The 24,936-nt window shown below is 67.2% G+C and carries 24 protein-coding genes; 18 read left to right on the forward strand and 6 right to left on the reverse strand.

Features of this window, described 5'->3' with window-relative positions:
• Nucleotides 1-29 precede the first annotated feature (29 nt).
• Entirely contained in the window at nt 30-2,093 is a 2,064-nt protein-coding gene (locus DI041_RS07475; protein ID WP_136639583.1) for a 3-hydroxyacyl-CoA dehydrogenase NAD-binding domain-containing protein, read from the reverse strand.
• A gap of 234 nt (nt 2,094-2,327) precedes the next feature.
• Here DI041_RS07475 and rpoE point away from each other — a divergent pair, with 234 nt between their 5' ends.
• From rpoE to recO, 9 genes are all read left to right on the forward strand, one after another.
• Nucleotides 2,328-2,948, forward strand: a complete 621-nt coding sequence (gene rpoE, locus DI041_RS07480; RefSeq protein WP_006383094.1) for an RNA polymerase sigma factor RpoE — start codon at nt 2,328-2,330, stop codon at nt 2,946-2,948.
• Nucleotides 2,945-3,826 (forward strand): sigma-E factor negative regulatory protein, encoded by an 882-nt coding sequence (locus DI041_RS07485; protein ID WP_046985801.1) that lies wholly within the window; start codon nt 2,945-2,947, stop codon nt 3,824-3,826. Before rpoE ends, DI041_RS07485 begins: the two co-directional genes overlap by 4 nt.
• A gap of 74 nt (nt 3,827-3,900) precedes the next feature.
• Nucleotides 3,901-5,436, forward strand: a complete 1,536-nt coding sequence (locus tag DI041_RS07490; RefSeq protein ID WP_136639582.1) for a DegQ family serine endoprotease — start codon at nt 3,901-3,903, stop codon at nt 5,434-5,436.
• 180 nt (nt 5,437-5,616) lie between these two features.
• Nucleotides 5,617-7,410 carry a translation elongation factor 4 gene (gene lepA, locus DI041_RS07495; protein ID WP_046985802.1) on the forward strand — a complete coding sequence of 598 codons (1,794 nt, stop codon included), beginning with the start codon at nt 5,617-5,619 and terminating at the stop codon, nt 7,408-7,410.
• A gap of 54 nt (nt 7,411-7,464) precedes the next feature.
• Nucleotides 7,465-8,259, forward strand: coding sequence for a signal peptidase I (gene lepB, locus DI041_RS07500; protein ID WP_006382890.1), 795 nt, complete (start codon nt 7,465-7,467; stop codon nt 8,257-8,259).
• Nucleotides 8,260-8,311: 52 nt separating this feature from the next.
• Entirely contained in the window at nt 8,312-8,695 is a 384-nt protein-coding gene (locus DI041_RS07505; protein WP_006382889.1) for a DUF4845 domain-containing protein, read from the forward strand.
• Nucleotides 8,685-9,365: a ribonuclease III gene (rnc, locus tag DI041_RS07510; RefSeq protein ID WP_046985803.1), complete on the forward strand. Its 681-nt coding sequence runs from the start codon at nt 8,685-8,687 to the stop codon at nt 9,363-9,365. The genes DI041_RS07505 and rnc overlap by 11 nt, the downstream gene beginning before the upstream one ends.
• The gene (era, locus tag DI041_RS07515) at nt 9,362-10,258 is read left to right on the forward strand and encodes a GTPase Era (RefSeq protein WP_006382863.1); all 897 of its coding nucleotides are present in this window, start codon (nt 9,362-9,364) and stop codon (nt 10,256-10,258) included. Before rnc ends, era begins: the two co-directional genes overlap by 4 nt.
• 18 nt (nt 10,259-10,276) lie before the next feature.
• Nucleotides 10,277-10,996 carry a DNA repair protein RecO gene (recO, locus tag DI041_RS07520; protein ID WP_136639580.1) on the forward strand — a complete coding sequence of 240 codons (720 nt, stop codon included), beginning with the start codon at nt 10,277-10,279 and terminating at the stop codon, nt 10,994-10,996.
• Nucleotides 10,997-11,035: 39 nt separating this feature from the next.
• On the opposite strand, the gene DI041_RS07525 is transcribed toward recO, so the two are convergent.
• A complete protein-coding gene (locus DI041_RS07525) occupies nt 11,036-11,764 on the reverse strand; it encodes a response regulator (RefSeq protein ID WP_046985822.1) in 729 nt (242 codons plus the stop codon).
• Between the two features lie 127 nt (nt 11,765-11,891).
• Between DI041_RS07525 and rlmD the strand changes: the two genes are divergently transcribed.
• From rlmD to DI041_RS07570, 9 genes are all read left to right on the forward strand, one after another.
• Nucleotides 11,892-13,226, forward strand: a complete 1,335-nt coding sequence (gene rlmD, locus DI041_RS07530) for a 23S rRNA (uracil(1939)-C(5))-methyltransferase RlmD (RefSeq protein WP_136639579.1) — start codon at nt 11,892-11,894, stop codon at nt 13,224-13,226.
• Between the two features lie 33 nt (nt 13,227-13,259).
• Nucleotides 13,260-13,745 (forward strand): CYTH domain-containing protein, encoded by a 486-nt coding sequence (locus tag DI041_RS07535; protein WP_046985805.1) that lies wholly within the window; start codon nt 13,260-13,262, stop codon nt 13,743-13,745.
• A gap of 112 nt (nt 13,746-13,857) precedes the next feature.
• A complete protein-coding gene (locus DI041_RS07540) occupies nt 13,858-14,553 on the forward strand; it encodes a DsbA family oxidoreductase (RefSeq protein ID WP_136639578.1) in 696 nt (231 codons plus the stop codon).
• Between the two features lie 162 nt (nt 14,554-14,715).
• Nucleotides 14,716-15,723 carry a beta-N-acetylhexosaminidase gene (gene nagZ, locus DI041_RS07545; RefSeq protein ID WP_046985806.1) on the forward strand — a complete coding sequence of 336 codons (1,008 nt, stop codon included), beginning with the start codon at nt 14,716-14,718 and terminating at the stop codon, nt 15,721-15,723.
• Complete coding sequence (locus DI041_RS07550) at nt 15,723-16,277, forward strand: hypoxanthine-guanine phosphoribosyltransferase (RefSeq protein WP_006382796.1); 555 nt, start codon at nt 15,723-15,725, stop codon at nt 16,275-16,277. Before nagZ ends, DI041_RS07550 begins: the two co-directional genes overlap by 1 nt.
• Nucleotides 16,278-16,359: 82 nt before the next feature.
• Entirely contained in the window at nt 16,360-17,106 is a 747-nt protein-coding gene (locus tag DI041_RS07555) for an S-methyl-5'-thioinosine phosphorylase (RefSeq protein WP_046985807.1), read from the forward strand.
• Between the two features lie 88 nt (nt 17,107-17,194).
• Complete coding sequence (locus tag DI041_RS07560) at nt 17,195-17,401, forward strand: cold-shock protein (RefSeq protein ID WP_005410590.1); 207 nt, start codon at nt 17,195-17,197, stop codon at nt 17,399-17,401.
• A 101-nt stretch (nt 17,402-17,502) separates the two neighbouring features.
• Nucleotides 17,503-18,771, forward strand: coding sequence for an FAD-dependent oxidoreductase (locus DI041_RS07565; RefSeq protein ID WP_046985808.1), 1,269 nt, complete (start codon nt 17,503-17,505; stop codon nt 18,769-18,771).
• A 182-nt stretch (nt 18,772-18,953) separates the two neighbouring features.
• The gene (locus DI041_RS07570) at nt 18,954-19,223 is read left to right on the forward strand and encodes a hypothetical protein (RefSeq protein WP_012511801.1); all 270 of its coding nucleotides are present in this window, start codon (nt 18,954-18,956) and stop codon (nt 19,221-19,223) included.
• Nucleotide 19,224: 1 nt separating this feature from the next.
• On the opposite strand, the gene pdeM is transcribed toward DI041_RS07570, so the two are convergent.
• From pdeM to DI041_RS07590, 4 genes are read right to left on the reverse strand one after another with little or no spacing between them, the layout of a single operon-like run.
• The gene (pdeM, locus tag DI041_RS07575; RefSeq protein WP_046985810.1) at nt 19,225-19,866 is read right to left on the reverse strand and encodes a ligase-associated DNA damage response endonuclease PdeM; all 642 of its coding nucleotides are present in this window, start codon (nt 19,864-19,866) and stop codon (nt 19,225-19,227) included.
• Nucleotides 19,856-22,315 (reverse strand): ligase-associated DNA damage response DEXH box helicase, encoded by a 2,460-nt coding sequence (locus tag DI041_RS07580; protein WP_136639577.1) that lies wholly within the window; start codon nt 22,313-22,315, stop codon nt 19,856-19,858. Before DI041_RS07580 ends, pdeM begins: the two co-directional genes overlap by 11 nt.
• Nucleotides 22,312-23,919: an ATP-dependent DNA ligase gene (locus DI041_RS07585; RefSeq protein WP_136639576.1), complete on the reverse strand. Its 1,608-nt coding sequence runs from the start codon at nt 23,917-23,919 to the stop codon at nt 22,312-22,314. The genes DI041_RS07580 and DI041_RS07585 overlap by 4 nt, the downstream gene beginning before the upstream one ends.
• Entirely contained in the window at nt 23,916-24,914 is a 999-nt protein-coding gene (locus DI041_RS07590; RefSeq protein ID WP_046985813.1) for a ligase-associated DNA damage response exonuclease, read from the reverse strand. Before DI041_RS07590 ends, DI041_RS07585 begins: the two co-directional genes overlap by 4 nt.
• Nucleotides 24,915-24,936 lie beyond the last annotated feature (22 nt).

The raw sequence follows: 24,936 nt of genomic DNA on the forward strand, positions 1-24,936 counted from the left end.
GTGCCGGGCCGCAGGCCCGGCCGATCAACTCACACCACCGGTTCGCGCAGTACCGGGTTGTCCCAGCCCGGGCGCGGGGCGAAACGGTCGCCGTGGCGCTGCTGCAGTGCCTTCAGCCGCTCGACGATCGCGTCGGCACCCACCGCGCGGATGTGCTGGATCGGACCGCCACGGAACGGTGCGAAACCGGTACCGAAGATCACGCCGGCGTCCAGCAGGTCCGCGTCGGCCACCACGCCTTCGTGCAGGCACGCCACCGCCTCGTTCAACAATGGCAGGATCAGGCGATCTTCCAGATCGGCAGGCGCCTGATAGTCGCGCGCCACGTCCGGCTTCTTGGCCCGGCCGTTCTCCCAGGTGTAGATGCCCTGGCCATCCTTCTTGCCGCGCTTGTCCGGTTCCACCGTCTGCAGCGCGGCCGGAATCTGCAGGCCCAGGAACGGCGCCAGTTCGCGGCCAACGCCAGCGGCCACGTCCAGGCCCACGGTGTCGATCAGTTCGATCGGGCCCATCGGCATGCCGAACTTCACTGCGGCCTTGTCGATCACCGGGCCCGGGATGCCTTCGGCATAGGCGGTGGCGGCTTCCAGCATGTACGGGAACAGCACGCGGTTGACCAGGAAGCCCGGGCTGCCGGCCACCGGCACCGGGAACTTGCCCAGTGCCTTGCAGAACGCGGCCAGGCGACGCTCGGTCTCAGGCGCCATGCCATCGTGATGGATGATTTCCACCAGCGGCATCTGCGCCACCGGGTTGAAGTAGTGCAGGCCGGCGAACTGCGCCGGGCGCTGGATGTGATCGCGCAATTCCAGCAGCGGAATCGACGAAGTATTGGTGGTCAGCAGCGCGTCCTGCTTCATCTTCGGTTCCAGCGTCTGGTACAGCGCACGCTTGGCTTCGGGGTTCTCGATGATCGCTTCGATCACCAGGTCGGCCTCGGCCACGCCGTTGCCTTCCAGATCAGCCCGCAGGCGTGCGGCCACCGCCGGGCGCTTGCTGTCGTCGCGCACTTTCTTGGCGAACAGGGCCTGTGCGCGTTCCATTGCCGGGTCGATGAAACGCTGCTCACGGTCCTGCAGGGTGACCTCGAATCCCTTGTAGGCGGCCCATGCAGCAATGTCACCGCCCATCACGCCGGCACCGACCACGTGCACGTGGCGGATGCCCGAATCACCACCACCCAGGCCCTTCAGCCGCTCGGTAAGGAAGAAAATGCGGATCAAGTTGCGTGCGGTCGGCGTGCTGGCCAGTTTCACCACGGCGCGGCGTTCGGCATCCAGCCGCGCGTGTATCGGCTTGCCGCCGCTGCGCTGCCAGGTGCTGATCAACGCGTAGGGGGCCGGGTACTGGTCCTTCTTCGCCTTGCGTGCGACCTGCTTGACCATCTGCGGCGCCAGCAGCGTGCGCGCCAGCCAGGTGTTGGTGGCCCAGGCCGTCGCGCGCTGCTTGAACGGGCGGGTGGTGCCGGACAGGGCCAGCGCTACGGCAGTGTCGAGCACCACCGCAGGTGCCACCACCTTGTCGACCAGGCCGATGCCACGCGCGGCCGAGGCCGACAGGGTGCGGCCGGTCAGCATCATGTCCATCGCCGCCGGTGCCCCCACCAGCTGCGGCAGGCGTGCGCTGCCGCCCCAGCCCGGGAAGATGCCCAGCTGGGTTTCCGGCAGGCCGATACGGGTCGAACTGTCATTCGAAGCCACGCGGTAGCGGCAGGCCAGCGCCAGCTCGGTGCCGCCGCCCAGGCAATGGCCATGGATCGCCGCCACGGTCGGGCAGGGCAGCTCGGCCAGCTTCTGGTAGGTGGACTGCCCGCGGCGGATGGCATCGTTGACGGTGCCGCGGCGGTCGAATTCCTGGAATTCCTTCAGATCGGCACCGGCGATGAAACCGGCCTTCTTCAGCGACTGGATCACCACGCCCTTGGGCGGGTCCATGGCGATACGCTCAAGCAGGTCGCCCAGTTCCAGCAGCACGTCCTGCGACATTGCGTTGACGCTGCTGTCCTGACGATCCAGGGAGAGGATCACCACGCCGTCGTCGCGGATCTCGGGGAGCCAGTGGCTGAAGCGGAGACCATCGAAGCCTGAGAGCATGGACGTTCCATCCGGTTGTGTATGGAGAAGCGGCTATGATCCAGAGGTTGTTTCCCCCGCGTCAAATCCCAATAGCAGGGGGTGCAGCCCCCGGATCCAGAGCCTGGAACCGGGACGCTAACGGAACGGTGGTTAAAAGCTGGTGCGGCGCCAGGTGATCGGCGACTGAACTTTTCCCGGGATTGGCAGTCTCATTGCCCGACGTCGGTTGGGCTGACAGGAGTGCGGCCCCTCATGGCCGATGTTGATACACCTCAGGAGCTGGATCTGGAACTGGTCCGGCGCGTGCAGCACGGCGAGAGTGCCGCCTTCGATGTCCTGGTGCGCAAGTACCAGCATCGGGTCGTGGCCCTGGTCGGTCGCTACATCGCCGACTGGAGCGAATGTCAGGACGTCGCCCAGGACACTTTCATCCGTGCCTACCGCGCGATCGGAAGTTTCCGTGGCGATGCCCAGTTCTCAACCTGGTTGCATCGAATCGCCGTGAATACCGCCAAAAACTACCTGGCTTCACACAATCGCCGCCCGCCGACCGATGACATCGACATCGGCGACGCCGAGCAGTTCGACAGCGGGACGCGCCTGCGCGACACCGACACGCCCGAACGCGAGTTGATGCGCCAGGAGCTGGAACAGACGGTGATGAAGGCCGTCAACGCGCTGCCGGAAGAACTCCGGCTGGCGATCACCCTGCGCGAGGTGGAAGGACTGAGTTACGACGAAATCGCGCAGAAAATGGGGTGCCCGATCGGCACCGTGCGTTCACGGATCTTCCGGGCGCGCGAGGCGATCGACACCGAACTCCGGCCGCTGTTGGACATCGGCAGCGCCACCCGTGAGAAGAGCCGCGTATGACCAGTAATCCGTTCAACGAATCGCAGAACCATCAATCGCCTGCCGGGCAGCGCCTGGACCAGCGCCACCGCGAGCAGCTGTCGGCCCTGGTCGATGGCGAGCTGGGCGCCGATGAAGCGCGCTTCCTGCTGCGCCGCATGGAACATGACCCCGAACTGGCAGGCTGCCAGGAACGCTGGCAGCTGCTCGGCGACGTGATGCGCGGCCAGGCCTCGCTGCTGGCGCCTGCCGGCTTCGGAGCCGCTGTGGCCGCCGCCATCGCTGCCGAACCCGCGCCACAGGCCGAGCCGCGCCGCCAGGTGCGGCGTACCGGCTGGCGAGCCTGGGGCGGTGGTGCCGCACTGGCCGCCTCGGTGGCGGCCGTGGCCCTGTTCATGGGAGGCGAGAAGCTGCAGGAAGCCACGCCGGGCGAGCCGCTGGCGCCGCAGGTGATCGCCAGCCAGGCCGAGCTGGCGCCGGCACCGAGCAACCCGGCTCCGGTCACCGAAGCCTCGGTGGATACCGCAGCGATGGCCGTGGCTGCTGCCCCGGCCGTGGCGATGGCCGCTGCCGGCCGCCGCCAGGACACCCGCCGTGCCAGTGCGACCCGCAGCCAGCAGGCCGCGCGTGCCGCGCAGCGTGACGATGTACCGCAGCGTGCGGTGGCTGCCGCGCAGGCGCCGTTGACCCCGAGCGTGCCGGCCAACGCCAGCCGCAACCTGCCGTTCGGCGAGGTTGGTGGCCTGCAGGCACGGCCGTGGCCGCGCTCCAGCCTGGCGCCCGCCGCCGGTGGCGCGCTCAATGCCAGCTTCCCGGCCCACGCCGGTGGTGCCGCGTTCTACCCGTTCGAGCCGCGCCTGCAGGATGACCTGCCGGTGCCGCCGCGCCCGCGCGACTGAGCCGGGCGCTTTCACGCCCCGCCGTCGGCGGGGCCCGTATTCCTCTTTCCATCCGACCCGGAGGTTGCCGTCCGATGACTCCCCGACTCCGCACGCAGGCCATTGGCCTGTTCGCCCTGACCCTGCCGCTGGTGGCCTGTGCCCAGCCAGCGCCGCCTGCCGCCCCGCCGCAGGTCGCCGCTGCGGCAGCCCCGCGCGCGCCGGCGCAGCCGCTGGTCAGCGGCCTGCCCGATTTCACCCACCTGGTAGAACAGGTCGGGCCGGGCGTGGTCAACGTCGACACCACCATCGTGCGCAACAACCGCCAGGCCTCGCGTGGCCCGATGGGCGGCGACGATGACATGCCGGAATTCTTCCGTCGCTTCTTCGGGCCTGACTTCCCGATGCCGGGGCAGGGGCCGGGCGGGCAGGACGGTGGCCCCAGCATCAAGGGCCGCGGCATGGGCTCGGGCTTCATCATTTCGCCCGACGGCTACGTGCTGACCAACTACCACGTGGTGGCTGACGCCAGCGAGGTGAAGGTCAAGCTGGGTGACAGCCGCGAATTCAACGCCAAAGTGGTGGGCAGCGACCAGCAGTACGACGTGGCCCTGCTGAAGATCGACGGCAAGAACCTGCCCACCGTGCGCGTGGGCGATTCCAATACCCTGAAGCCGGGCCAGTGGGTTGTCGCGATCGGCTCGCCGTTCGGCCTCGACCACTCGGTCACTGCCGGCATCGTCAGCGCGCTTGGCCGCAGCACCGGTGGCGCCGATCAGCGCTACGTGCCGTTCATCCAGACCGACGTGGCGATCAACCAGGGCAACTCCGGCGGCCCGCTGCTGAACACCCGTGGCGAAGTGGTCGGTATCAACTCGCAGATATTCTCCGCCTCGGGCGGCTACATGGGCATCAGCTTCGCAATTCCGATCGACCTGGCGATGAGCGCGGTCGAGCAGATCAAGAAGAGTGGCAAGGTCACCCGTGGCCAGCTGGGCGCGGTGGTTGAGCCGATCGATGCGCTGAAGGCGCAGGGCCTGGGCCTGCCGGACAGCCGCGGCGCGCTGGTCAACCAGATCGTGGCCGGCAGTGCCGCGGAAAAGGCCGGCGTGCAGATCGGCGACGTGGTGCGCTCGGTCAATGGCAGCCCGGTCAACAGCTGGTCGGACCTGCCGCCGCTGATCGGTGCGATGGCGCCGGGCAGCCGGGTCACGCTGGGCGTGATCCGCGACGGCAAGCCGCGTGACCTGAGCGCCACGCTGACCGCGCTGAGCGAAGACGGCCAGGGCAATGCCCGCACGGCCGCAGGACCGAAGCCCGATGCGGCCCCGCAGGCGGGTGCCAATGCACTGCTTGGCCTGGATGTCAGTGATCTGACCGCGCCGCAGCGCAAGCAGTTCGGCCTGGACGGCAACGAAGGTGTGCGCATCACCGGGGTCAAGGGCCAGGCGGCACGTGATGCGGGCCTGTCGCCGGGCATGGTGATCCTGCAGGTCGGCCGCACCACGGTCGGCAGCGTGGATGCCCTGAACCGCGCGCTGTCCAGCTACAAGAAGGACGATGTGGTGATGCTGCTGGTACGTACCGGCAACGGCAACAGTGCCTTCGTGGCGGTCAAGGCCGGCCAGTAAGGCCTGCCGGGGCCGCCCTGGCGGCCATTGCGACTCCCCCGAAGCCCCGCCCTGGCGGGGCTTCGGGCATTCCGGCCCCGGCCCGATGAGGCCGTTTTCGCGGCCGGGCCCCGGGCGTGCGATAATCGACCGTTACCCTGACGACGCCGCGCGCCGCCGCCACCTATGTCTTCTGATTCGATGCGGAACATCCGCAACTTCTCCATCATCGCCCACGTCGACCACGGCAAGTCCACGCTGGCCGACCGCATCATCCAGCTCTGCGGCGGCCTCCAGGCCCGTGAGATGGAAGCGCAGGTGCTCGACTCCAACCCGATCGAGCGCGAGCGTGGCATCACCATCAAGGCACAGTCGGTGTCGCTGCCATACCTGGCCAAGGATGGGCAGACCTACCACCTGAATTTCATCGACACCCCGGGCCACGTCGACTTCTCCTATGAAGTCAGCCGCTCGCTGGCCGCCTGCGAAGGCGCGCTGCTGGTGGTCGACGCCGCCCAGGGCGTGGAAGCGCAATCGGTGGCCAACTGCTACACCGCCGTCGAGCAGGGCCTGGAAGTGGTGCCGGTGATCAACAAGATCGACCTGCCCACCGCCGACATCGAGCGCGCCAAGGCCGAGATCGAGGCCGTGATCGGCATCGATGCCGCCGACGCCGTGCCGGTCAGCGCCAAGACCGGCCTGAACGTGCAGGACGTGCTGGAAGCCATCGTGCACCGCATCCCGCCGCCGAAGCCGCGTGACACTGACAAGCTGCAGGCGCTGATCATCGACTCCTGGTTCGACAATTACCTGGGCGTGGTCTCGCTGGTGCGCGTGATGCAGGGTGAGATCAAGGCCGGTGACAAGCTGCAGGTGATGTCCACCGGCCGCAACCACCAGGTCGACAACGTCGGTGTGTTCACCCCGAAGCGCAAGGTGCTGCCGGCGCTGCGCGCCGGTGAAGTGGGTTGGGTCACCGCCAGCATCAAGGACGTGCATGGTGCGCCGGTCGGTGACACCCTGACGCTGGCCGCCGACCCGGCGCCGAAGCCGCTGCCTGGTTTCCAGGAAATGCAGCCGCGCGTGTTCGCCGGCCTGTTCCCGGTCGATGCCGAAGACTACCCGGACCTGCGCGAAGCGCTGGACAAGCTGCGCCTGAACGATGCTGCGCTGCGCTTCGAGCCGGAAAGCTCCGAAGCAATGGGCTTCGGTTTCCGTTGCGGCTTCCTCGGCATGCTGCACATGGAGATCGTGCAGGAGCGCCTGGAGCGCGAGTACAACCTGGACCTGATCAGCACCGCGCCGACGGTGGTGTACGAGGTACTGAAGACCGACGGCACCATCATCAACATGGACAACCCGGCCAAGCTGCCGCCGGTGAACCATGTTGAGGAGATCCGCGAGCCGATCATCCGCGCCAACGTGCTCACCCCCGAGGAGTACATCGGCAACATCATCAAGCTGTGCGAAGAAAAGCGTGGCAGCCAGATCGGCATCAACTACCTGGGCAGCCAGGTGCAGATCAGCTATGAGCTGCCGATGGCCGAAGTGGTGCTGGACTTCTTCGACAAGCTGAAGTCGGTCAGCCGCGGCTATGCGTCGCTGGACTATCACTTCGTGCGCTTCGATGCCGGCCCGTTCGTGCGCGTGGACGTGCTGATCAACGGTGACAAGGTCGATGCGCTGTCGCTGATCGTGCACCGCAGTCACGCCGACCGCCGCGGCCGCGAGCTGTGCGAGAAGATGAAGGACCTGATCCCGCGCCAGCAGTTCGACGTGGCCATCCAGGCTGCCGTCGGCTCGCAGATCATCGCCCGTACCACGGTCAAGGCCATGCGCAAGAACGTGCTGGCCAAGTGCTATGGTGGCGACGTTTCGCGCAAGAAGAAGCTTCTGGAAAAGCAGAAGGAAGGCAAGAAGCGCATGAAGCAGGTCGGCCGTGTGGAGATCCCGCAGGAAGCGTTCCTGGCCGTGCTGCAGATGGACAACAAGTAAGCCCGCACCGGCCCTGCGGGGCCGGTCGTCTGGTGACGTTGCAAAGGACCCTGAATGAAACTGTTTGAGATCCTCCTGGTCGTGCTGACCCTGTCCTCGGGCCTGATCCTGCTCGCGGACAAGCTGTATCTCGCCAAGCGCCGCGCCCAGCGCGCGGGCCTGCTCGATTCCGAGCCGGTGCTGGTGGACTACTCGCGCGCGTTCTTCCCGGTGCTGGCGATCGTGCTGATCGTGCGCAGCTTCATCGCCGAGCCGTACAAGATTCCGTCCAGCTCGATGATGCCGAACCTGCTGATCGGCGACTTCATCCTGGTCAACAAGTTCTCCTATGGCCTGCGCCTGCCGATCAGCAACACCAAGTTCGTGCCGGTCGGTGAACCGTCGCGCGGTGACGTGGTGGTGTTCCACTTCCCGGGCCACAGCGACCAGGATCCGGCCAAGGGCGAGAACTTCATCAAGCGCGTGATCGGCGTGCCGGGCGACACCGTGGTCTTCGAAGGCGACGGCGTGATCCTCAACGGCGAGCCGCTGAAGTACGACAACAAGGGTATCTACGCCGGCCACAAGGGCCAGGGCGAAGGTGCCAACCTGCTGGTCGAGCACCTCCCGGGCCGTACCCATACCGTGCTGGAGACCGACTATCCGCGCGGCCAGGGCCAGTGGACCGTGCCTGCCGGCAAGTACCTGGTGATGGGCGACAACCGCGACAACAGCGACGATGGTCGTTTCTGGGGCCTGCTGCCGGAAGAGAACCTGCGCGGCAAGGCATTCCTGATCTGGCTCAACTGCCAGGGCTGGTTCTGCAAGGATGGCTTCGAGCCGTCGCGGATCGGTTCGAGCATCAACTGATCGGGCATCAACTGAGTATTTTCACATCCAACGCGTATCTGGGGAGAACGCAATGAAGACGATGAACACGCAGCGTGGCATGACCCTGACCTCGTTCCTGGCGGTCCTGATCGTGGTCGGTTTCTTCCTCTACATCGGCATGAAACTGTTCCCGATGTACCAGGAGTACTACGCGGTGCGCTCGGCGATGAAGAGCCTGGCCAACGAGCCGGGCGTGGGCAGCATGGAGCCGTCGCGGATCCAGGACCTGTTCTTCAAGCGCCTGTACATCAACTACTCGGACAACGTGAAGCCGGCCAACGTCAAGTTTGATCGTCGCGACAATGGCTGGACCCTCAAGGTCAACTACGAAGTGCGCCGGCCGCTGGTCGGCAACCTCGATGTGGTTGGCAAATTCGATTCTTCCCAGGACCTGACACGAAGCGGTGCCCAGTAAATTCATCCAACGTGGCGACCTGATCGGTCATGCCTTCAGCGATCCGGCCCTGCTCAAGCAGGCGCTGACGCATCGCAGTGCCGGTGCGCCGCACAACGAGCGCCTGGAGTTCCTCGGCGACAGCATCGTCAACATGATGGCGGCCGAGGCGTTGTACCAGCGCTGGCCCAAGGCTGACGAAGGCGCGATGACCCGTGCCCGTGCCGAGCTGGTGCGTGAAGGCGCGCTGGCGGTGATCGGGCGCACTCTGGAACTGGGCGAACGGCTGACCCTGGGGCCGGGCGAAATGAAGTCCGGCGGTCATCGTCGCGACTCGATCCTGGCCGACGCGGTGGAAGCCGTGGTGGCCGCGATCTACCTGGATGCTGGCTTCGAGGCCTGCCGGGCAGTGGTTCTGCCCTGGTTCAGCGCTTCGATCGAGGCATTGCCGGCCTCCGGCCGGCCCGAGAAGGACCCCAAGACCCGCCTGCAGGAATGGCTGCAGGCCCGACAGAAGGCGTTGCCGCAGTATGAACTGGTGTCAGAATCCGGTGACGACCATGCCAAACACTTCCGGGTACGCTGCATCGTAGCCGACCCGGCCGCCAGCACCGAGGGCGAAGGCGCCTCGCGGCGGCTTGCCGAACAACAGGCGGCTGCGGCCGTCCTAGAACAACTGGATTCCAAGTGAGCGAACAAACTCCCCATCATTGCGGCAGCGTGGCCGTCATCGGCCGCCCGAACGTGGGCAAGTCGACCCTGACCAATGCCCTGGTCGGCGCCAAGGTCAGCATCGTCTCCAACCGTCCGCAGACCACGCGCCATCGCCTGCTGGGCATCGCCACCTATCCGGAAGGCCAGCTGGTGCTGGTCGACACCCCCGGCCTGCACAAGGTGCAGAAGCGGGCGATGAACCGGGTGATGAACCGCGCCGCGCGCGGCTCGCTGGAAGGCGTCGACGCCGGCCTGCTGGTGATCGAAGCGGGTCGTTGGGACGAAGAAGACAGCCTGGCCTTCAATGTGCTGCGCGACGCAGGCATCCCGGTGGTGCTGGTGGTCAACAAGATCGACCGGCTGAAGGACAAGGGCGCGCTGCTGCCGTTCCTGCAGGAAGTCACGGCCGGCCGCGATTTCTCGTCCGTGCATCCGATCTCGGCGCAGAAGCGCAACGGCCTGGAAGCCCTGGTGCGCGACGTGCTGGCACTGCTGCCGGAAGCGCCGCCGATGTTCGGCGAAGACGAGATCACCGACCGCAGCCAGCGCTTCCTGGCCGGTGAGCTGGTGCGTGAACAGTTGATGCGCCAGTTGGGCGAAGAGCTGCCGTATGCCACCACCGTGGAAATCGAACGCTTCACCGAAGATGGCAACCTGCTGCGCATCGGTGCGGTGATCTGGGTCGAGCGCGAGGGCCAGAAGGCCATCGTGATTGGCAAGGGTGGTACCCGCCTGAAGGAGATCGGGGCCAAGTCCCGCCTGCAGATGGAGCGTCTGTTCGGGGCCAAGGTGTTCCTGGAAACCTGGGTACGCGTGCGTGAAGGCTGGTCCGACGACGAGGCCGCACTGAAGGCCTTCGGTTACGAGTAACCCGGAACGGTCGCTTCGATGCTGATCGAGGACGACACCGGCTTCGTGCTGCATGCACGGGCCTACCGTGAGACCAGCCTGCTGGTCGAGGTATTGAGCGCGCAGCATGGCCGCATCGGCCTGCTCGCGCGTGGTGTGTCCACTGCCAAGGGCCAGGTGCTGCGCGCCGCCCTGCAACCACTGCAGTGGATCCGCTTCAGCGCATTGCAGCGCGGTGAGTTGGCCCAGCTGCGTGGCGCCGAGGCGCTGGACACGGCACCGCGTCTGGTTGGCCAGGCGATGCTGGCCGGCTTCTACCTGAGTGAGCTGACCCTGCGCCTGGCCCCGCGCCAGGACCCGCTGCCGGAACTGTACCTGGCCTACGGCGAAGCGCGTGCGCGACTGGGAGTGGGGGCGGGCCTGGCCTGGACCCTGCGCCGGTTCGAACGCGAGCTGCTGACCGCGCTGGGCCTGGGTTTTGAGCTGGACAGTGCCAGCGACGGTCAGCCGATCGACCCGGCCGCGCGCTATGAACTGGACCCACAGGAAGGCGCGCAGCGCCTGCTGAGCGAGCGCGGTGGCGAACGCCGCGCAGCCGCGACCGGCTCGGCGCTGCTGGCGCTGGCCGCCGATGAAGAGCCTGATGCCGCCGACCTGGCGAGCTTGCGCCTGCCGATGCGGCGGGTGCTGGCCCATCACCTCGGGCCGCGGGGACTGAAGTCCTGGGAAATGCTCGAGCAGCTCGCTCCCAGGCGTTGAGGGGTGTTTGGCAGGGCTTGCAGCCCTGCCGAGCGACCCTCAATGCAGCAGGGCAGCTACCGCGTCGCGGAACCCCGCCTGGGCCTGCCCGGACTCCGGCGCATGATGCAACTGGCGCACCGCACGGGCCAGGCGTGCCGCGCCCACGAAGCCGCAGCTTGCCTGCAACCGGTGCAATTGGCTGCGCAGCTGGCGCTCGTCGTGCTGGTCCACCGCCTGCTCGACCGCATCGCGCACGCCCGGCAATTCGGCCAGGAACAACTCGCGCAGGGCGATCAAATGGTTGCGCTGGCCATTGAGCGCGGCCAGCGCCGCCGTCTCATCCCAGTCCTGGACCTGCAGCTCGACCGCCGCCGGCACCTGTGCCATGACGATCCCGGCGGGGCTGTTGACCAGGGCGCGGCGCACGGCCTTCAGCAACTGGTCGCGGCCCAGTGGCTTGACCAGGGTGTCGCTGAACCCGGCCTCGCGCAGGCGGGCATGAATGGAGGTATCACCGTCGGCGGTATGCGCCAACGCCGGCGTATCGGGGTGTGAACGGCGCAGTTCGCGCAACAGCTGCGCACCGTTGCCGTCAGGCAGGTTGACGTCGATCAGCCACAGGTCATGCGCGCCGGGCTCGGCGCTGGCCAGGGCACTGGCCAACGAGTCTGCGGTGTCCACGTCCGCCGGTAACGTTTCCAACGCCGCTTTGAAAAAACCGCGGCTGATGATGTCGTCCTCGACAAGCAGGAAGCGGGGCCGGCTGGCCCGCGGGGTCATCTGCATCAGGGCTGCCTCCATGTCAGCTGCTGTAATCATCAAGCACGGCGGCGGCGGGCGCAAGCGGGTCCGGACCCTGCCGGTCAGGATCTGCGACAATACGCGCCCATTTTTGCCCGCAGCCTGTCGCCACGTGGCCCGATCCCGTTCCCGCATCGACCGTACCCCGTTCCAGACCGAAATCCTCGACCTCAGCCATGATGGTCGCGGCGTCGCCCGCCGTGAAGGCGAGGGTGGCAAGGTCACCTTCGTCAGCGGCGCCCTGCCGGGTGAGGTGGTCATGGCTGAACAGACCGCCCGCAGCCGCCATTTCGACGAAGCGCGTACGGTGGAAGTGCTGAAGGCCTCGCCGCAGCGCGTCACCCCGAAGTGTCCGCACTTCGGCACCTGCGCTGGCTGCGTGCTGCAGCACCTGGACGAAGACCAGCAGATCGTCGCCAAGCAGCGCGTGCTGATGGACAACCTGGAGCGGATCGGCCATGTGAAGCCGGGCACCGTGCTGGCGCCGCTGGTCGGCGAGAGCTGGGGCTACCGCCGCAAGGGCCGCTTCTCGGTGCGCCGGGTCGAGAAGAAGGACAAGACCCTGGTCGGCTTCCGTGAACAGGATCCGCGCTTCGTTGCCGATCTCAGCCAGTGCCTGACCGTGATCCCGGAAATCGGTACCAAGGTCGAGGCATTGTCGACCTTCATCGAGTCGCTCGATGGCAAGCGCGACATCCCGCAGATCGAATTCATCGCCGGTGACCAGGCCGTGGTGCTGACCGTGCGCCACCTGCAGCCCTTGAGCGATGCCGACCGTGCTGCCTGGGCCGCCTTTGGCCAGCAGCATGGCTTCGTGATCTACCTGCAGTCCGGTGGCGTGGATACCGTGCAGCCGCTGGACGGGCAGGGCGTGCCGCTGTCGTTCCGGCTGGCGCCGTGGGACGTGGAGCTGGCGTTCCGTCCGCTGGACTTCATCCAGGTCAACGCCAAGCTCAACGAGAAGATGATCGCCCATGCCCTCGACCTGCTGGAGCCCGGCGAGGATGAGCGCGTGCTGGACCTGTTCTGCGGCCTGGGCAATTTCACCCTGCCGCTGGCCCGCCGCGTGCGCGAAGTGGTGGGTGTCGAAGGCGATGCCGGCCTTGTCGCCCGCGCCCGTGAGAATGCCGAACGCAACGGCCTGCCCAATGCCCAGTTCTTCAGCGCTGATCTGACCCAGGACCAGCGCAGCACGCCGTGGATGCGCCAGGGCTTCGACAAGCTGCTGCTGGATCCGCCGCGTTCGGGCGCGATCGAAGTGCTGCAGCAGCTGCCGTTGAAGCAGTTCAAGCGCATCGTCTATGTCAGCTGCCACCCGGGCTCGCTGGCACGCGATGCCGGCTACCTGGTCAATGAGCAGGGCTTCACCCTGGTCAGCGCCGGCGCCATGGACATGTTCCCGCATACCGCGCACGTGGAAAGCATCGCGGTGTTCGAGAAGCGCTGAACGGCTGCCATGCCCATCGCGCATAATGGCGCGATGGGCATCGAAATCGAACGCAAATTCCTCGTCAGCAGCGAGGGCTGGCGCGCCGCCGCGCACCGGGTCATCCCGATGGCGCAGGGGTACATCAACGACCTGGGCGCGCTCGATCGCGGCACACAGAACGCCTCGGTGCGCGTGCGCATCGAAGGCGACCATGCCGCGCTGAACCTGAAGTCGCGCACCATCGGCCACACCCGCCAGGAGTTCGACTATCCGATCCCGGTGGACGATGCCCGCGCACTGCTGGCGCTGTGCGTGGGTGGCCTGATCGACAAGCGCCGCCATCTGGTCGAATACGCCGGCCTGACCTGGGAAGTGGACGAGTTCCTCGGCGACAACGCCGGCCTGGTGGTGGCTGAGGTTGAGCTGGACAGCGCTGACCAGGCTATAGACCTGCCGGACTGGGTTGGTAACGAAGTCACCGACGACGCCCGCTACTACAACGTCGCGCTCGCCAACCACCCCTATTCACAGTGGTGAACCCTGAAAAGGGGACGGAGGGGATTAAGCCGCCCTTACCCCATCTGTGCGGAAAGCGACTTAATCCCCTCCGTCCCCTTTTATCGAGGGTGTCGGCCCCCATGTGGAAAGGATGAGAATCGACATCTACTCCGACGTGGTCTGCCCGTGGTGCTGGATTGGCAAGCATCGTTTCCAGCAGGGCGTGCAGTTGCTGGGCGCGGACGCGCCTGAACTCGACATCCATTGGCAGCCGTTCCAGCTGGACCCGGACGCGGACGCTACCCCGGTCCCGCTGCGCGAGGCCTACGTGCGCAAGTTCGGTGGTGTCGAGCGCACCGAGCAGATCCTCGGCCAGACCCAGACCACTGCGCGTGCAGAAGGCCTGCCGATGGATTTCGGCCAGGGCCAGGTGCGGGTGACCACGCTGCCGGCGCACCGGGTGCTGTGGCTGGCCGGCCAGCACGGCGTGCAGGATGCGGTCGGCGAAGCGCTGTTCCGCGCCCACTTCGAGCATGGCCAGAACCTGGCGGACCCCTCGGTGCTGATCAAGGCCGGCGTGGCTGGCGGCCTCGACGCTGGTGAAATCGCGCAGATGCTGGCCTCCGACCGCGGCCTGGCCGAGGTCGAAGCCAAGCTGGCGCAGGCCCATGCGCTGGGCATTTCCTCGGTGCCGACCTTCGTCATCGATGGAAAGTGGGCCATTTCCGGGGCACCGCCGCCGGAGGCCTTCGCCAACGCGCTGCGCCAGATCGCTGCCGAACAGGGCGCTCCGGCAGCTTCGGCTGACGGAGACGAGGCCTGCGGCCCGGACGGCTGCAAGGTCTGAGCGCACCCCAAAAGGGGACGGAGGGAATTAAGACGTATCCAGCCCGTAGGGGCCGATTGCGACTTAATCCCCTCCGTCCCCTTTTCTGACCACTGCGCCTGTCGGCCGGTTCTGCGACAATGCGGCACTGCGCCATGCGGGCGCGCGTTGTGGAGATCGACCATGCTGCTGATCGGCGTTGCCGGCACCGAACTGACTGCCCAGGAGCGTGACTGGCTGCAGCACGATGCCGTGGCCGGGGTGGTGCTGTTCAAGCGCAACTTCGCCTCGCGCCAGCAGGTGACCGATCTGAGCGCGGCGATCCGTGCCGCAGCCCCGCGCCCGCAGCTGATCTGCGTGGACCAGGAAGGCGGCCGTGTGCAGCGTTTCCGCGAAGGCTACAGCGAGCTGCCGCCGCTGCAGGACATCGGTGCGCTGTACGCCACCGATCCGCAGCAGGCGCTGGCCCTGGCCGAACAGCATGCCTGGCTGATGGCCAGCGAAGTGCGTGCCAGCGGCCTGGACCTCAGCTTTGCGCCGGTGGTCGACCTTGGTCGTGGCAACCGCGCCATCGGCAACCGTGCCTTCAGTGAAGACCCGCACGTGGTGGCGGCGTTCACCGCAGCGTACGTGCGTGGCATGCACGCGGTCGGCATGGCCGCCACGCTCAAGCATTTCCCCGGCCACGGCACCGTGCTGGAAGATACCCACGTCGATACCGCGATCGATCCGCGCGCGCTGGACGAGCTGCGCGCGCAGGACCTGGTGCCGTTCCAGGCCGGCATCGCCGCAGGCGCTGACGCGGTGATGATGGCGCACGTGATCTATCCGCAGGTGGCACCGGAACCCGCTGGCTACTCGCCGCGTTGGATCCAGGACATCCTGCGTGGCGAGCTCGGCTTCCGCGGCGTAGTGTTCTCCGACGACATCGGCATGGCCGCTTCGCACAGTGCCGGTGGTGTGCCGGCACGCGTGCATGCGCACCTGGATGCCGGCTGCGACGTGGTGCTGGTCTGCCATCCGGAACTGGTCGATGAAGCCCTGCATGCGGTGCAGGGACGCTCCCTGAATACTGCTGCGCTGCTGGGCCTGCTCGGTCGCGGCGCGCTTGGTTGGGACGGCCTGTTGGCCGATGCCCGCCATGGTGACACCCAATCCCATTTGCTTGAAACCCTTGGAAGAACCGTCTGATGCCCAACCTCACCATTTCCCAGGCCCTGGCCCAGGCTGACCTGCTGGTCGACCGCCCCACCATCGACAAGGCCATCGCTGGTATCGCCGACGCCATCGCGCGCGATTACAAGGGCGAGGTGCCGCTGTTCCTGTCCATCATGCACGGCGCGCTGCCGTTTGCCGGCCAGCTGGCGCTGGAACTGGGCGCGCGCGGCCAGGACGTGCAGTTTGATTACCTGCACGCGACCCGCTACCGCGGTGAAACCACTGGCGGCGACCTGGTCTGGAAGCACAAGCCGGCCACCTCGCTGTTCGGCCGCCGCGTGTTGCTGGTCGACGACATCCTCGACGAAGGCTACACCCTGCAGGGCGTGCGTACCTGGTGCCTGGAGCAGGGCGCGACCGACGTGCGCATCGCCGCGATGACCGTGAAGCAGCATGACCGCGCGCTGCCGGACGTGGTTGCCGACTACGCCGGTATCGAACTGCCGGACCGCTACGTGTTCGGCTTCGGCATGGACGTCAACGAAACCCTGCGCTGCGTGCCGGCCATCTACGCGATGAAGGAATAACGGCGCAGCCGCCCGCGGCGTGTCTTCTTCCACCGCCGGCATCCTCGGGTGCCGGCGTTCGTCTTTTCATGGAGTGCTTCGAATGCAACAGATCGCCCTGGCCGTGATCGGCGGTACCGGTGTCTACAACCTGGCCAAGCTCGACGACGTGCAGACCCATGAGGTCGACACGCGTTTCGGTCGTCCCTCCGGCCCGGTACGCGTGGGCACGCTGCTCGGCCATCGCGTAGCGTTCCTGGCACGGCATGGCGAGGGCCATTCGCTGCCGCCGCACAAGATCAACTATCGCGCCAACCTGGCCGCATTGCAGCAGATCGGTGCGCAGCGGGTGCTTGCGTTGAACACGGTGGGTGGCATCGGCGACGACTTCGGTCCGCGCGTGCTGGCTTGCCCGGACCAGATCATCGACTACACCTGGGGCCGCATCAGCACCCTCTGTGAAGAAGAGGGCAGCGACGTGCTCCACGTCGATTTCGGCCATCCGTACACGCCGATGCTGCGCAGCAAGATCCTGGCGGCGGCCAAAGTGACCGGTGTCACGGTCCATGACGGTGGCTGCTACGGCGCGACGCAGGGCCCGCGCCTGGAAACCATCGCCGAAATCGCCCGCATGCGCCGCGATGGCTGCGACCTGGTGGGCATGACCGGTATGCCGGAAGCCGCGCTGGCACGGGAGCTGGGGCTTGATTACGCCTGCCTGGCGATCATCGCCAACTGGGCTGCCGGCTGTGGGGACGGCGAGGAGATCACGATGGCCGAAGTGCTGGCCAACGTGCAGGCGGCCAGCAACGGACTTCCGGAACTGGTGGGCGAATTGGCACGGGGGTGATTGTCTTCGCTGAGCAAGCTTTGCATACTCAGCTTGTGCGCGGGTTCAGCGTACACCACCCATTCATTGCATAAGGTCTCGCATCACCATGCCGAACGGTACCGTCAAGTGGTTCAACGACGCCAAGGGATTTGGCTTCATCTCGCCGGAGGATGGCAGCGCCGACGTGTTCGCGCACTTCTCCGCCATCAACTCCAAGGGCTTCCGCAGCCTGCAGGAAGGCCAGCGTGTCACCTATGACGTGACCCAGGGCCCGAAGGGTGCCCAGGCTTCGAACATCACGCCGGCCGAGTGATCCACTCGACAGTGCGTTGAAAACCCCGCTTCGGCGGGGTTTTTTTTGCATTGCCGCCTGCGACCCGTTCGCCATCGGCCCGGCTCGGGCACAATGCGGGCATGACGGAACGACTGCGCATCGCCGTGATTGGTTACGGCACCGCTGGCCAGGCATTGGCCATCCTGCTCACCCGTGACGGCCACGAGGTGGAGATCTTCGAGCGTGTGCCCACGCCCGGGCCGGTCGGGGCCGGCTTCCTGCTGCAGCCCAGCGGCCTGCAGGTGCTGTGGCAGATGGGCCTGCTCGAGGCCGTGCGTGCGCATGCCGCACCGGTACATCGCCTGTATGGCGATACGCCCTGCGAGCGTGCGGTGATGGACATGCGCTACGACGGCCTGGACGCGCGCCTGCATGGCCTGGGGATGCAGCGCGGGGCATTGTTCTCGCTGCTGGATGAAGCCCGCGCCGGCGCGGGCCAGTTGCATGCCGGAACGACCATCGTCGAGGTGGATGCCGAGCACGGCCGCCTGCGCGACAGCGAAGGGCGTCAGCACGGCCCGTTCGATCTGGTCATCGCTGCCGATGGCGCAGCGTCTTCGCTGCGCGGCACCATCGAGGGGGGCGCCGGGCTGGATCGTGTGTATCCGTGGGGCGCGCTGTGGTGCCTGTTGCCGGCCGAAGATTGGCCGCATCTACAGGAGCTGCGCCAGCGCTATGTGGCTGCGCGCAAGATGATCGGGCTGCTGCCGGTGGGTACCCGCCCGGGCGACGACACGCCGCGGCTGAGCTTTTTCTGGAGCCTGCCACGCGCCGACTTCGAACGCTGGCAGGCCGATGGCATGGCCCCCTGGCTGGATGAACTGCACACGCTGTGGCCGCAGGCCAGTGCGCGCTTCGCGCATCTGCAGGGCGCCGGACAGCTGGCGCGCGCGGTCTATCGCGATGCGGTGATGACGCGCTGGCATCACGGCCGGATGGTGCTGGCCGGTGACGCCGCGCATGCGATGAGCCCGCAACTGGGGCAGGGCGTGAACATGGCGCTGCTGGATGCGTTGGCGCTGCGTGATGCGCTGCGCGCGCACGGCGGCGGTGCGATCGCGCTGCAGGCCTACCAGGCGCAGCGGCGAGCGCACGTGGCCGTATACCAGCGCTGGAGCCGCTGGCTGACGCCGCTGTTCCAATCCGATCGTGATGTGTGGGCGAAGGCACGCGACGTGCTGCTGGGACCGATGGGGCGCCTGCCCGGTGGCCGTGGGCACATGCTGCGTGTGCTCAGCGGCACCCAGCACGGCTGGTTCGGTTCGCTGGCACTCGATCCCGCCTTCATCGATGCACTGGCCGATGTTGCCGAGCCACACCGCATCAGCACGGCAAAAGCACTCGCGTGAAGCCGCGTCGTCACGTGAATTAACGGTTGCCTCACCGCGGATATGCGACAAGAAGGGAGCACGCAAACGTCGCGTCGCCCGTTTTCCTTTCCGTGATCAACATCGCGCGTGGCCCGGGCGGTCCTGCCGTTGCAGCCTGTTGCGGCCCGGATGTGCCGCCCGATGTTGAAGAGGAGGACGCCATGTTGTTCGCGGTCGAAGAGCTGGAATCGGAAATCTGCAAGCTGCGCGGTCTGCTGCAGATGCTGCACGAGGACCAGCCCGACGTACTGGAGGACGTGTTCGAGTTCCATGTCGGCAGCCTGATCAGCCACGCATCGCAGGAGCATCACGCGCGTATCCGCGCCTGTGCGCAGGAGATGCTTGCGGCGATCCGGGCACTGCCGCGGCGGCGTGACGATGACACGCCGGATTTCCGCGTGATGCAGGAGCTGGACATCCGCCCGGCCTGAGTCACGGCGCTGGCAGTTGCACCAGGCTGCCTTCCACGCAGGCCAGCATGCGCTCGCCGCGTGCCGGTGCAGGAACGATGCCAGCGGTGAACGCGGAGAACGCGGGCAGGACCGTGATCCGCTCGCGCAGCCAGAAGGCGGGAAAGCGCCGGCGCAGCGAAGGCAATGCAACCTGCGGATGCAGATGCCCCGCGATCACGTGCAACGCCGCATCCGGTGTTGGTTCATGGCGGAGCAGGAATGGCGGCAGTCGCGCTTCCTCGTGGATCTGCACCTGCAGTTGGGCGTGCGGCAGCTGACGGTCGTGATTGCCGCGCAGCACATGCACCTCCAGCCCGGCATTCCGTTCGCGCCAGCCCAGCCACTGCTGGTACCACGCTGCGCGATGCGCTGGCCCATGCAGGATGTCGCCGAGAATCCACAGTTCGCGACAGGCATGCTCGTCCAGCAACACCTGCAGTCGTTGCAGGTCTTCCGAAGTGCCGCCGCTCGGCAGCGCGATTCCCGCGCGGCGGAACACATCAGCCTTGCCCAGGTGCAGGTCGGCGATCAGCAGCGCCTGCCGCGCTGGCCAGTACAGTGCGCGCGTGCCGGCAATAATCATCGGCTCGCCGGCCAGCAGTAGCGGAAGTTCATCGGCCATGGCGGCGTTCCAGCTGGTGTGCGGCGCGCTGCACGCGGGTCCGCCAGTCTTCGTTGCTGAACTGCCCGCGCAGCCGCTCGGCCCACAGCGGGAACCCCAAAGGCGTGAGTGATGAAGGGCGCTGCACCAAAAGGGACTTCGTGCCGATCCTCGCCAGTACCTGCTGCAGTCCGGGAAGGTCCAGGCTGTCGTGCAACACTTCGTGTTCGGCCAATGCCAGCAGCAGATGGTCGGGATCGTGCTCGCGCAGCACGTCGTACAGCAGGCCCGCCGAGGCCTGCAGCTGGCGCAGCGAACGCGGCATGCCGCCTGGCAGGCTCGGCACCAGCAGGCCGGCCACGCGCGCGATGCCGCGGAACTGCCGACGCGCCAGCTCACCGAGGTTCACCGCTGCACGCAGGTCATCGAGCAGTTGATCGGTGGTGAACAGGGCCAGCCACTGCTGCGCGTCCAGATCGACCGCCTGTGCCGGTGCCAGCACCAGGCCGTGGTCGTTCACCGCATAGCCGATGCTGTTGCGCTGCCGGCGCGTGATGCGCAGTGCCAGCAGTGCGGCCAGTGCCTCGTGAACGTGACGGCCGGCAAACGGAAACACGAACAGGAACTGGCCCTCGCGGCGCCGCACCTCCTCCACCAGCAGGCGGTCCTGCCCCGGAAGTGCGGACAGTTGCTCCTGCAGTGCCAGCAGCGGTGCCAGCCAGCGTGATTCGGCACTCGCGTCGGCCCCTGACAGGACCGCTTCCAGTTCGTGCCCGAGCGCCATCGACAACGGCAGTTGGCCACCCTGCCAGCGCGGCACAACGCCGTCGCCAGCTCCGCGCGCCAGCCGCACGAAGGCGGTCATGTCGCGCAGCTGCACCAGCTCAAGCAGGCGGCCCGCGAACTGGAAACGATCACCGCGGCGCAGACGGCTGGCGAACTGTTCCTCCACCGCGCCCAGGCCTCCGCCGCGCAGGAACTGCACGCGAACGCTGCCATCGCTGCTGATGGTGCCGATTGACAACCGGTGGCGCAGCGCCTGGCGGCGATCATGCATTCGGTAGTGGCCATCGGCGTCCTGCACGACCTTGTGGAAATCGGGGTACTGGGCCAACGCCTGGCCGCCCTGCACGATGAATGTCAGCACCGCCTGCCACTGATCATCAGCAAGCGCGGCGAAGGCATGGGTGCGACGTACCTGCGCCAGCAACGCATCGCTGTCGAAGCCGCCGGCGAGCGCGCGGCTGACCGCATGCTGGGCCAGTACATCCAGCGACAGTGTCGGCGGTCGCCGTGCTTCGACCACGCCTTCACGCAACGCGCGGCGCACGGCTGCGTACTCGGCCAGTTCCAGCGCGTGGCTGGGAATGCACAGGACGGTGCCGCTGGCACCGGGACGATGGCGCGCGCGGCCTGCGCGTTGGCGCAGGCGTGCCACGCCCTTAGGGCTGCCGAGCTGCAGCACCTGTTCGACCTCTGGAAAATCCACGCCAAGGTCGAGGCTGGACGTGGCGACCACGCAGCGCAATGCGCCGGCGCGCAGTCCTTCCTCGACCTGCTGGCGCAGCACCGGATCCAGCGAGCCGTGGTGCAGCGCCAACGTGTGTGGATCTTCCGGCCAGACCGCGGCCAACGCCTGGTGCCACAGTTCGGCCTGCGCGCGGGTGTTGGTGAATAACAGGCTGCTGCGCGCCTGCATCAGCGCGTCCAGCACACGCGGCAGCTGTGCAAGGCCAAGATGCCCGGCCCACGGAAAACGTTCTCCTGGTTCGGGCAGCAGGCTGCGTACCGTGATCGGGCGCGGGCGGACGCCTTGCACGATCGGTGCGTCCGGACGGTCGGGCAGCAGCACGTCGCGCGCCTGGGCAAGATTGCCCAGCGTGGCCGACAGCTCCCACAGCTGCAGCGCGGGGGCGGCGTCGCGCAGCACCGCCAGGTCCAACTGCAGCAGCACGCCGCGCTTGTTGCCCAGCAGTTCATGCCATTCGTCCACCACCACGCAGCGCAGCTGGCGCATGCGCGGCAGCGTATCCGGATAGCTCAGCAGCAGCGCCAATGATTCCGGCGTAGTCACCAGCACATCGACGCGACCCTCGCGTGCCTGTCGGCGTTCGCGGCTGCTGGCGTCGCCACTGCGCAGCCCGACGCGCCAGCCCAGTCCCAGTCCATCGACCACGGTCTGCAGTGCGTGGGCGGTATCGCTGGCCAATGCGCGCAAAGGCGTGACCCACAGCACCTGCAGCGGACGCACCGCACTGGCGCGGCGGGGAGCCGGCTGCGGATCGATCATCGCCTGCAGCAAGGGGCCGCCGAACATCGCCAGCGTCTTGCCGCTGCCGGTGGGTGTGTGCAGCAGGCCGGATTCTCCTGCCAGGTAATGCCGCCACATCGCGCGCTGGAACGGCAGTGAGCGCCAGCCTCGCGTCGCGAACCAGTCTTCCAGCCGGCGCAGCGCCTGGCTGCGGGTCATCGCGCCAGCGCCTGCAGGCTGGCCAGCTGGTCGGCCTCACTGGCCGGTTTGTCGTGCCGCCAGCGCAGGATGCGCGGAAAACGCACGGCGATCCCGGACTTGTGCCGGCTGCTGCGGTTGACCGCTTCGAACCCGAGTTCGAATACCTGTTCGGCGCGCACGCTGCGCACAGGCCCGAAGCGCTCGCGCGTGTTGGCGCGGATCCAGCGATCGAGAGCCAGGATCTCCTTGTCGTCCAGACCCGAATAGGCCTTGGCTACCGGCACCAGCGTGTCGCCGTCCCATACCCCGAAGGTGTAGTCGGTGTACAGCGTGCTGCGCCGCCCGTGTCCAGCCTGCGCGTACAACAGCACGGCATCGATGGTGAGTGGATCGACTTTCCATTTCCACCAGTCGCCGCGTCGTCGTCCGGACTGGTAAGCCGATGCGCGCCGCTTCACCATCAATCCTTCGACACCACGCTCGCGTGCTGCTTCCCGCAGTGCTGCAGCCTGCGACCAGTCATCGGCGGGAACTTCGGGCGAGAGCTGGATACGCGTGTCGCCCAGTGCGCCGATGACTTCGGCGAGGCGCATGCGCCGTTGCTGCAACGGCAGTCCGCGCAGATCCGCGCCCTCCTGTTCAAGCAGGTCGTAGGCCAGCACCCGTACCGGTGTGTTGCGCAACGTCGCCGTACCGGGCTTGCGCCGTTGGATGCGGGTCTGCAGCGCGGTGAAGGCGCGCGGCAGGCCGGTGGCCTCATCCCAGGCCAGCAGCTCGCCGTCCAGTACGCAGCCATCGGGGAGGCTCATCGCCGCCTGTTCGATCTCGGGGAAGCGGCCGTCCAGGCGCTCCTCGCCGCGTGACCACAGTGCCACTTCGCCACGCCGGCGCAGCAGTTGCAGGCGGATGCCATCCCATTTCCATTCCAGCAGCCAGTCGTCGACGGGACCGAGGCGATCGCCGGGAGTGCCTTCCAGTGGCGAGGCGAGGAAGAACGGGTAGGGCTGTTGCCGGTCCAGTGGCAGCTCGTCCGGCGACAACAGCTGGCCCAGCAGCCCGGGTGAGGGCACCCAGGCGCCGAGCATGCGCTGGGCGATGCGCGCGATGTCCAGGCCGGACCATTCGGCCAGCGCCTGCTGCACCAGACGCTGCGAAACACCCACGCGCAGGGCGCCGGTGAGCAGTTTGTTGAACACCAGGCGTTCGCGGCTGCACAGCTGCTGCCAGCCCGAGACCACCGCCTCGCGGCGTACCGGTTCGGGCTGGTTGGCCACCGCCAGGAGGTGCTGTTCGATCCATTCGGCCAATGGCCGGTCGAGCGAAGGCTGCGCTGGATCATCCAGCAGCAGGGTCAGTGTCTCGGCCAGGTCTCCGACCTGGGCATAGCTGTCTTCGACCAGCCACGGTGGCAGCGCCGATTCTTCGGCAATCCAGGCGCGCAGTTCGCCACTGGCGGCGATCTTGCGGCGTGCGCCGCCTACCTTGCCGCCGCTGAGCAGGTACAGCGCCCACGCCGCATCATGCGCACGTGCATGGCGGAAGTAGTCGACCAGCGCCGCACGCTTGTCCAGTGTCGCGGTGCTGCGGTCCAGGCGCTGGTAGAGCGCGGCGAAGGCCTTCATTCCTCGCTCCCGAAATCGGTACGGAAGGCTTCGGCAGCCACGCCGCGCTCGCGCAGGTAGGGAATCAATGCGTCGGTATTGCCATGGGTGGCGATTACCCGCTGCGCGCCGGTCTGTTCGATGGTCTGCAGCAGTGCGGGCCAATCGGCGTGGTCGGAAATGACGAAACCGCGATCGACATTGCGGCGACGACGGTTGCCACGCAGTTGCATCCAGCCCGAGGCGAAACCCAGCTGGTGGCGGCCGAAGCGGCGCATCCATGGTGTGCCCGCGGCCGAGGGCGGGGCGAGGATCAACTGGCCCGCCGCGTCCGGCTGGCGGCCCTGTTCGGCCACGGCGAGCGTCTCCAGCATCGGTACGCCGGCCTGCCGGTAGACCGCCACGCCATTGGCGATGGCGCCGTGCAGCCAAACCGGGCGATCATCCAGCGGCAGCAGTTCAGCCAGCACCCGCTGCGCCTTGCCGAGGGCATAGCAGAGCAGGATCGCGGCCTCGCCGCGCTGCTCGCATTCGCGGCGCCAGGCGACGATCTCTGCAGCGACTGCGGGGGTGTCCGGCCAGCGATAGATCGGCAAGGCAAAGGTGGCCTCGGTGATGAAGGTATCGCAGCGCACCACTTCGAACGGCGTGCAGGTGGGATCAGGCTGGCGCTTGTAATCGCCGGAGGCTACCCAGACCTGCTCGCCGTCATCGATGCGCACCTGCGACGAACCGAGTACATGGCCGGCCGGATGCAGCGACACCTGCACCCGGCCGAGCTGGAAGGGCACACCTTCGGCATGCGCCTGCACCGGTACATCACCGAGCCGCCAGCGCAGGATCGGCAGGCTGCCTTTGCTGCAGTGGTATTCGCCCATGCCCGGGCGGGCGTGGTCGCCATGGCCATGGGTGATGACCGCGCGCGGCACCGGCCGCCAGGGATCGATATGGAAATCACCCGCGGCGCAGTACAGCCCTTCCGGGCGCAGTACCACCAGATCGTCGTTGCCTGCCATGCGATCACTGTGGCGCGCGCTT

This window comes from Stenotrophomonas maltophilia (genome assembly GCF_004920835.1).
GTDB classification, from domain to species: domain Bacteria; phylum Pseudomonadota; class Gammaproteobacteria; order Xanthomonadales; family Xanthomonadaceae; genus Stenotrophomonas; species Stenotrophomonas maltophilia_AQ.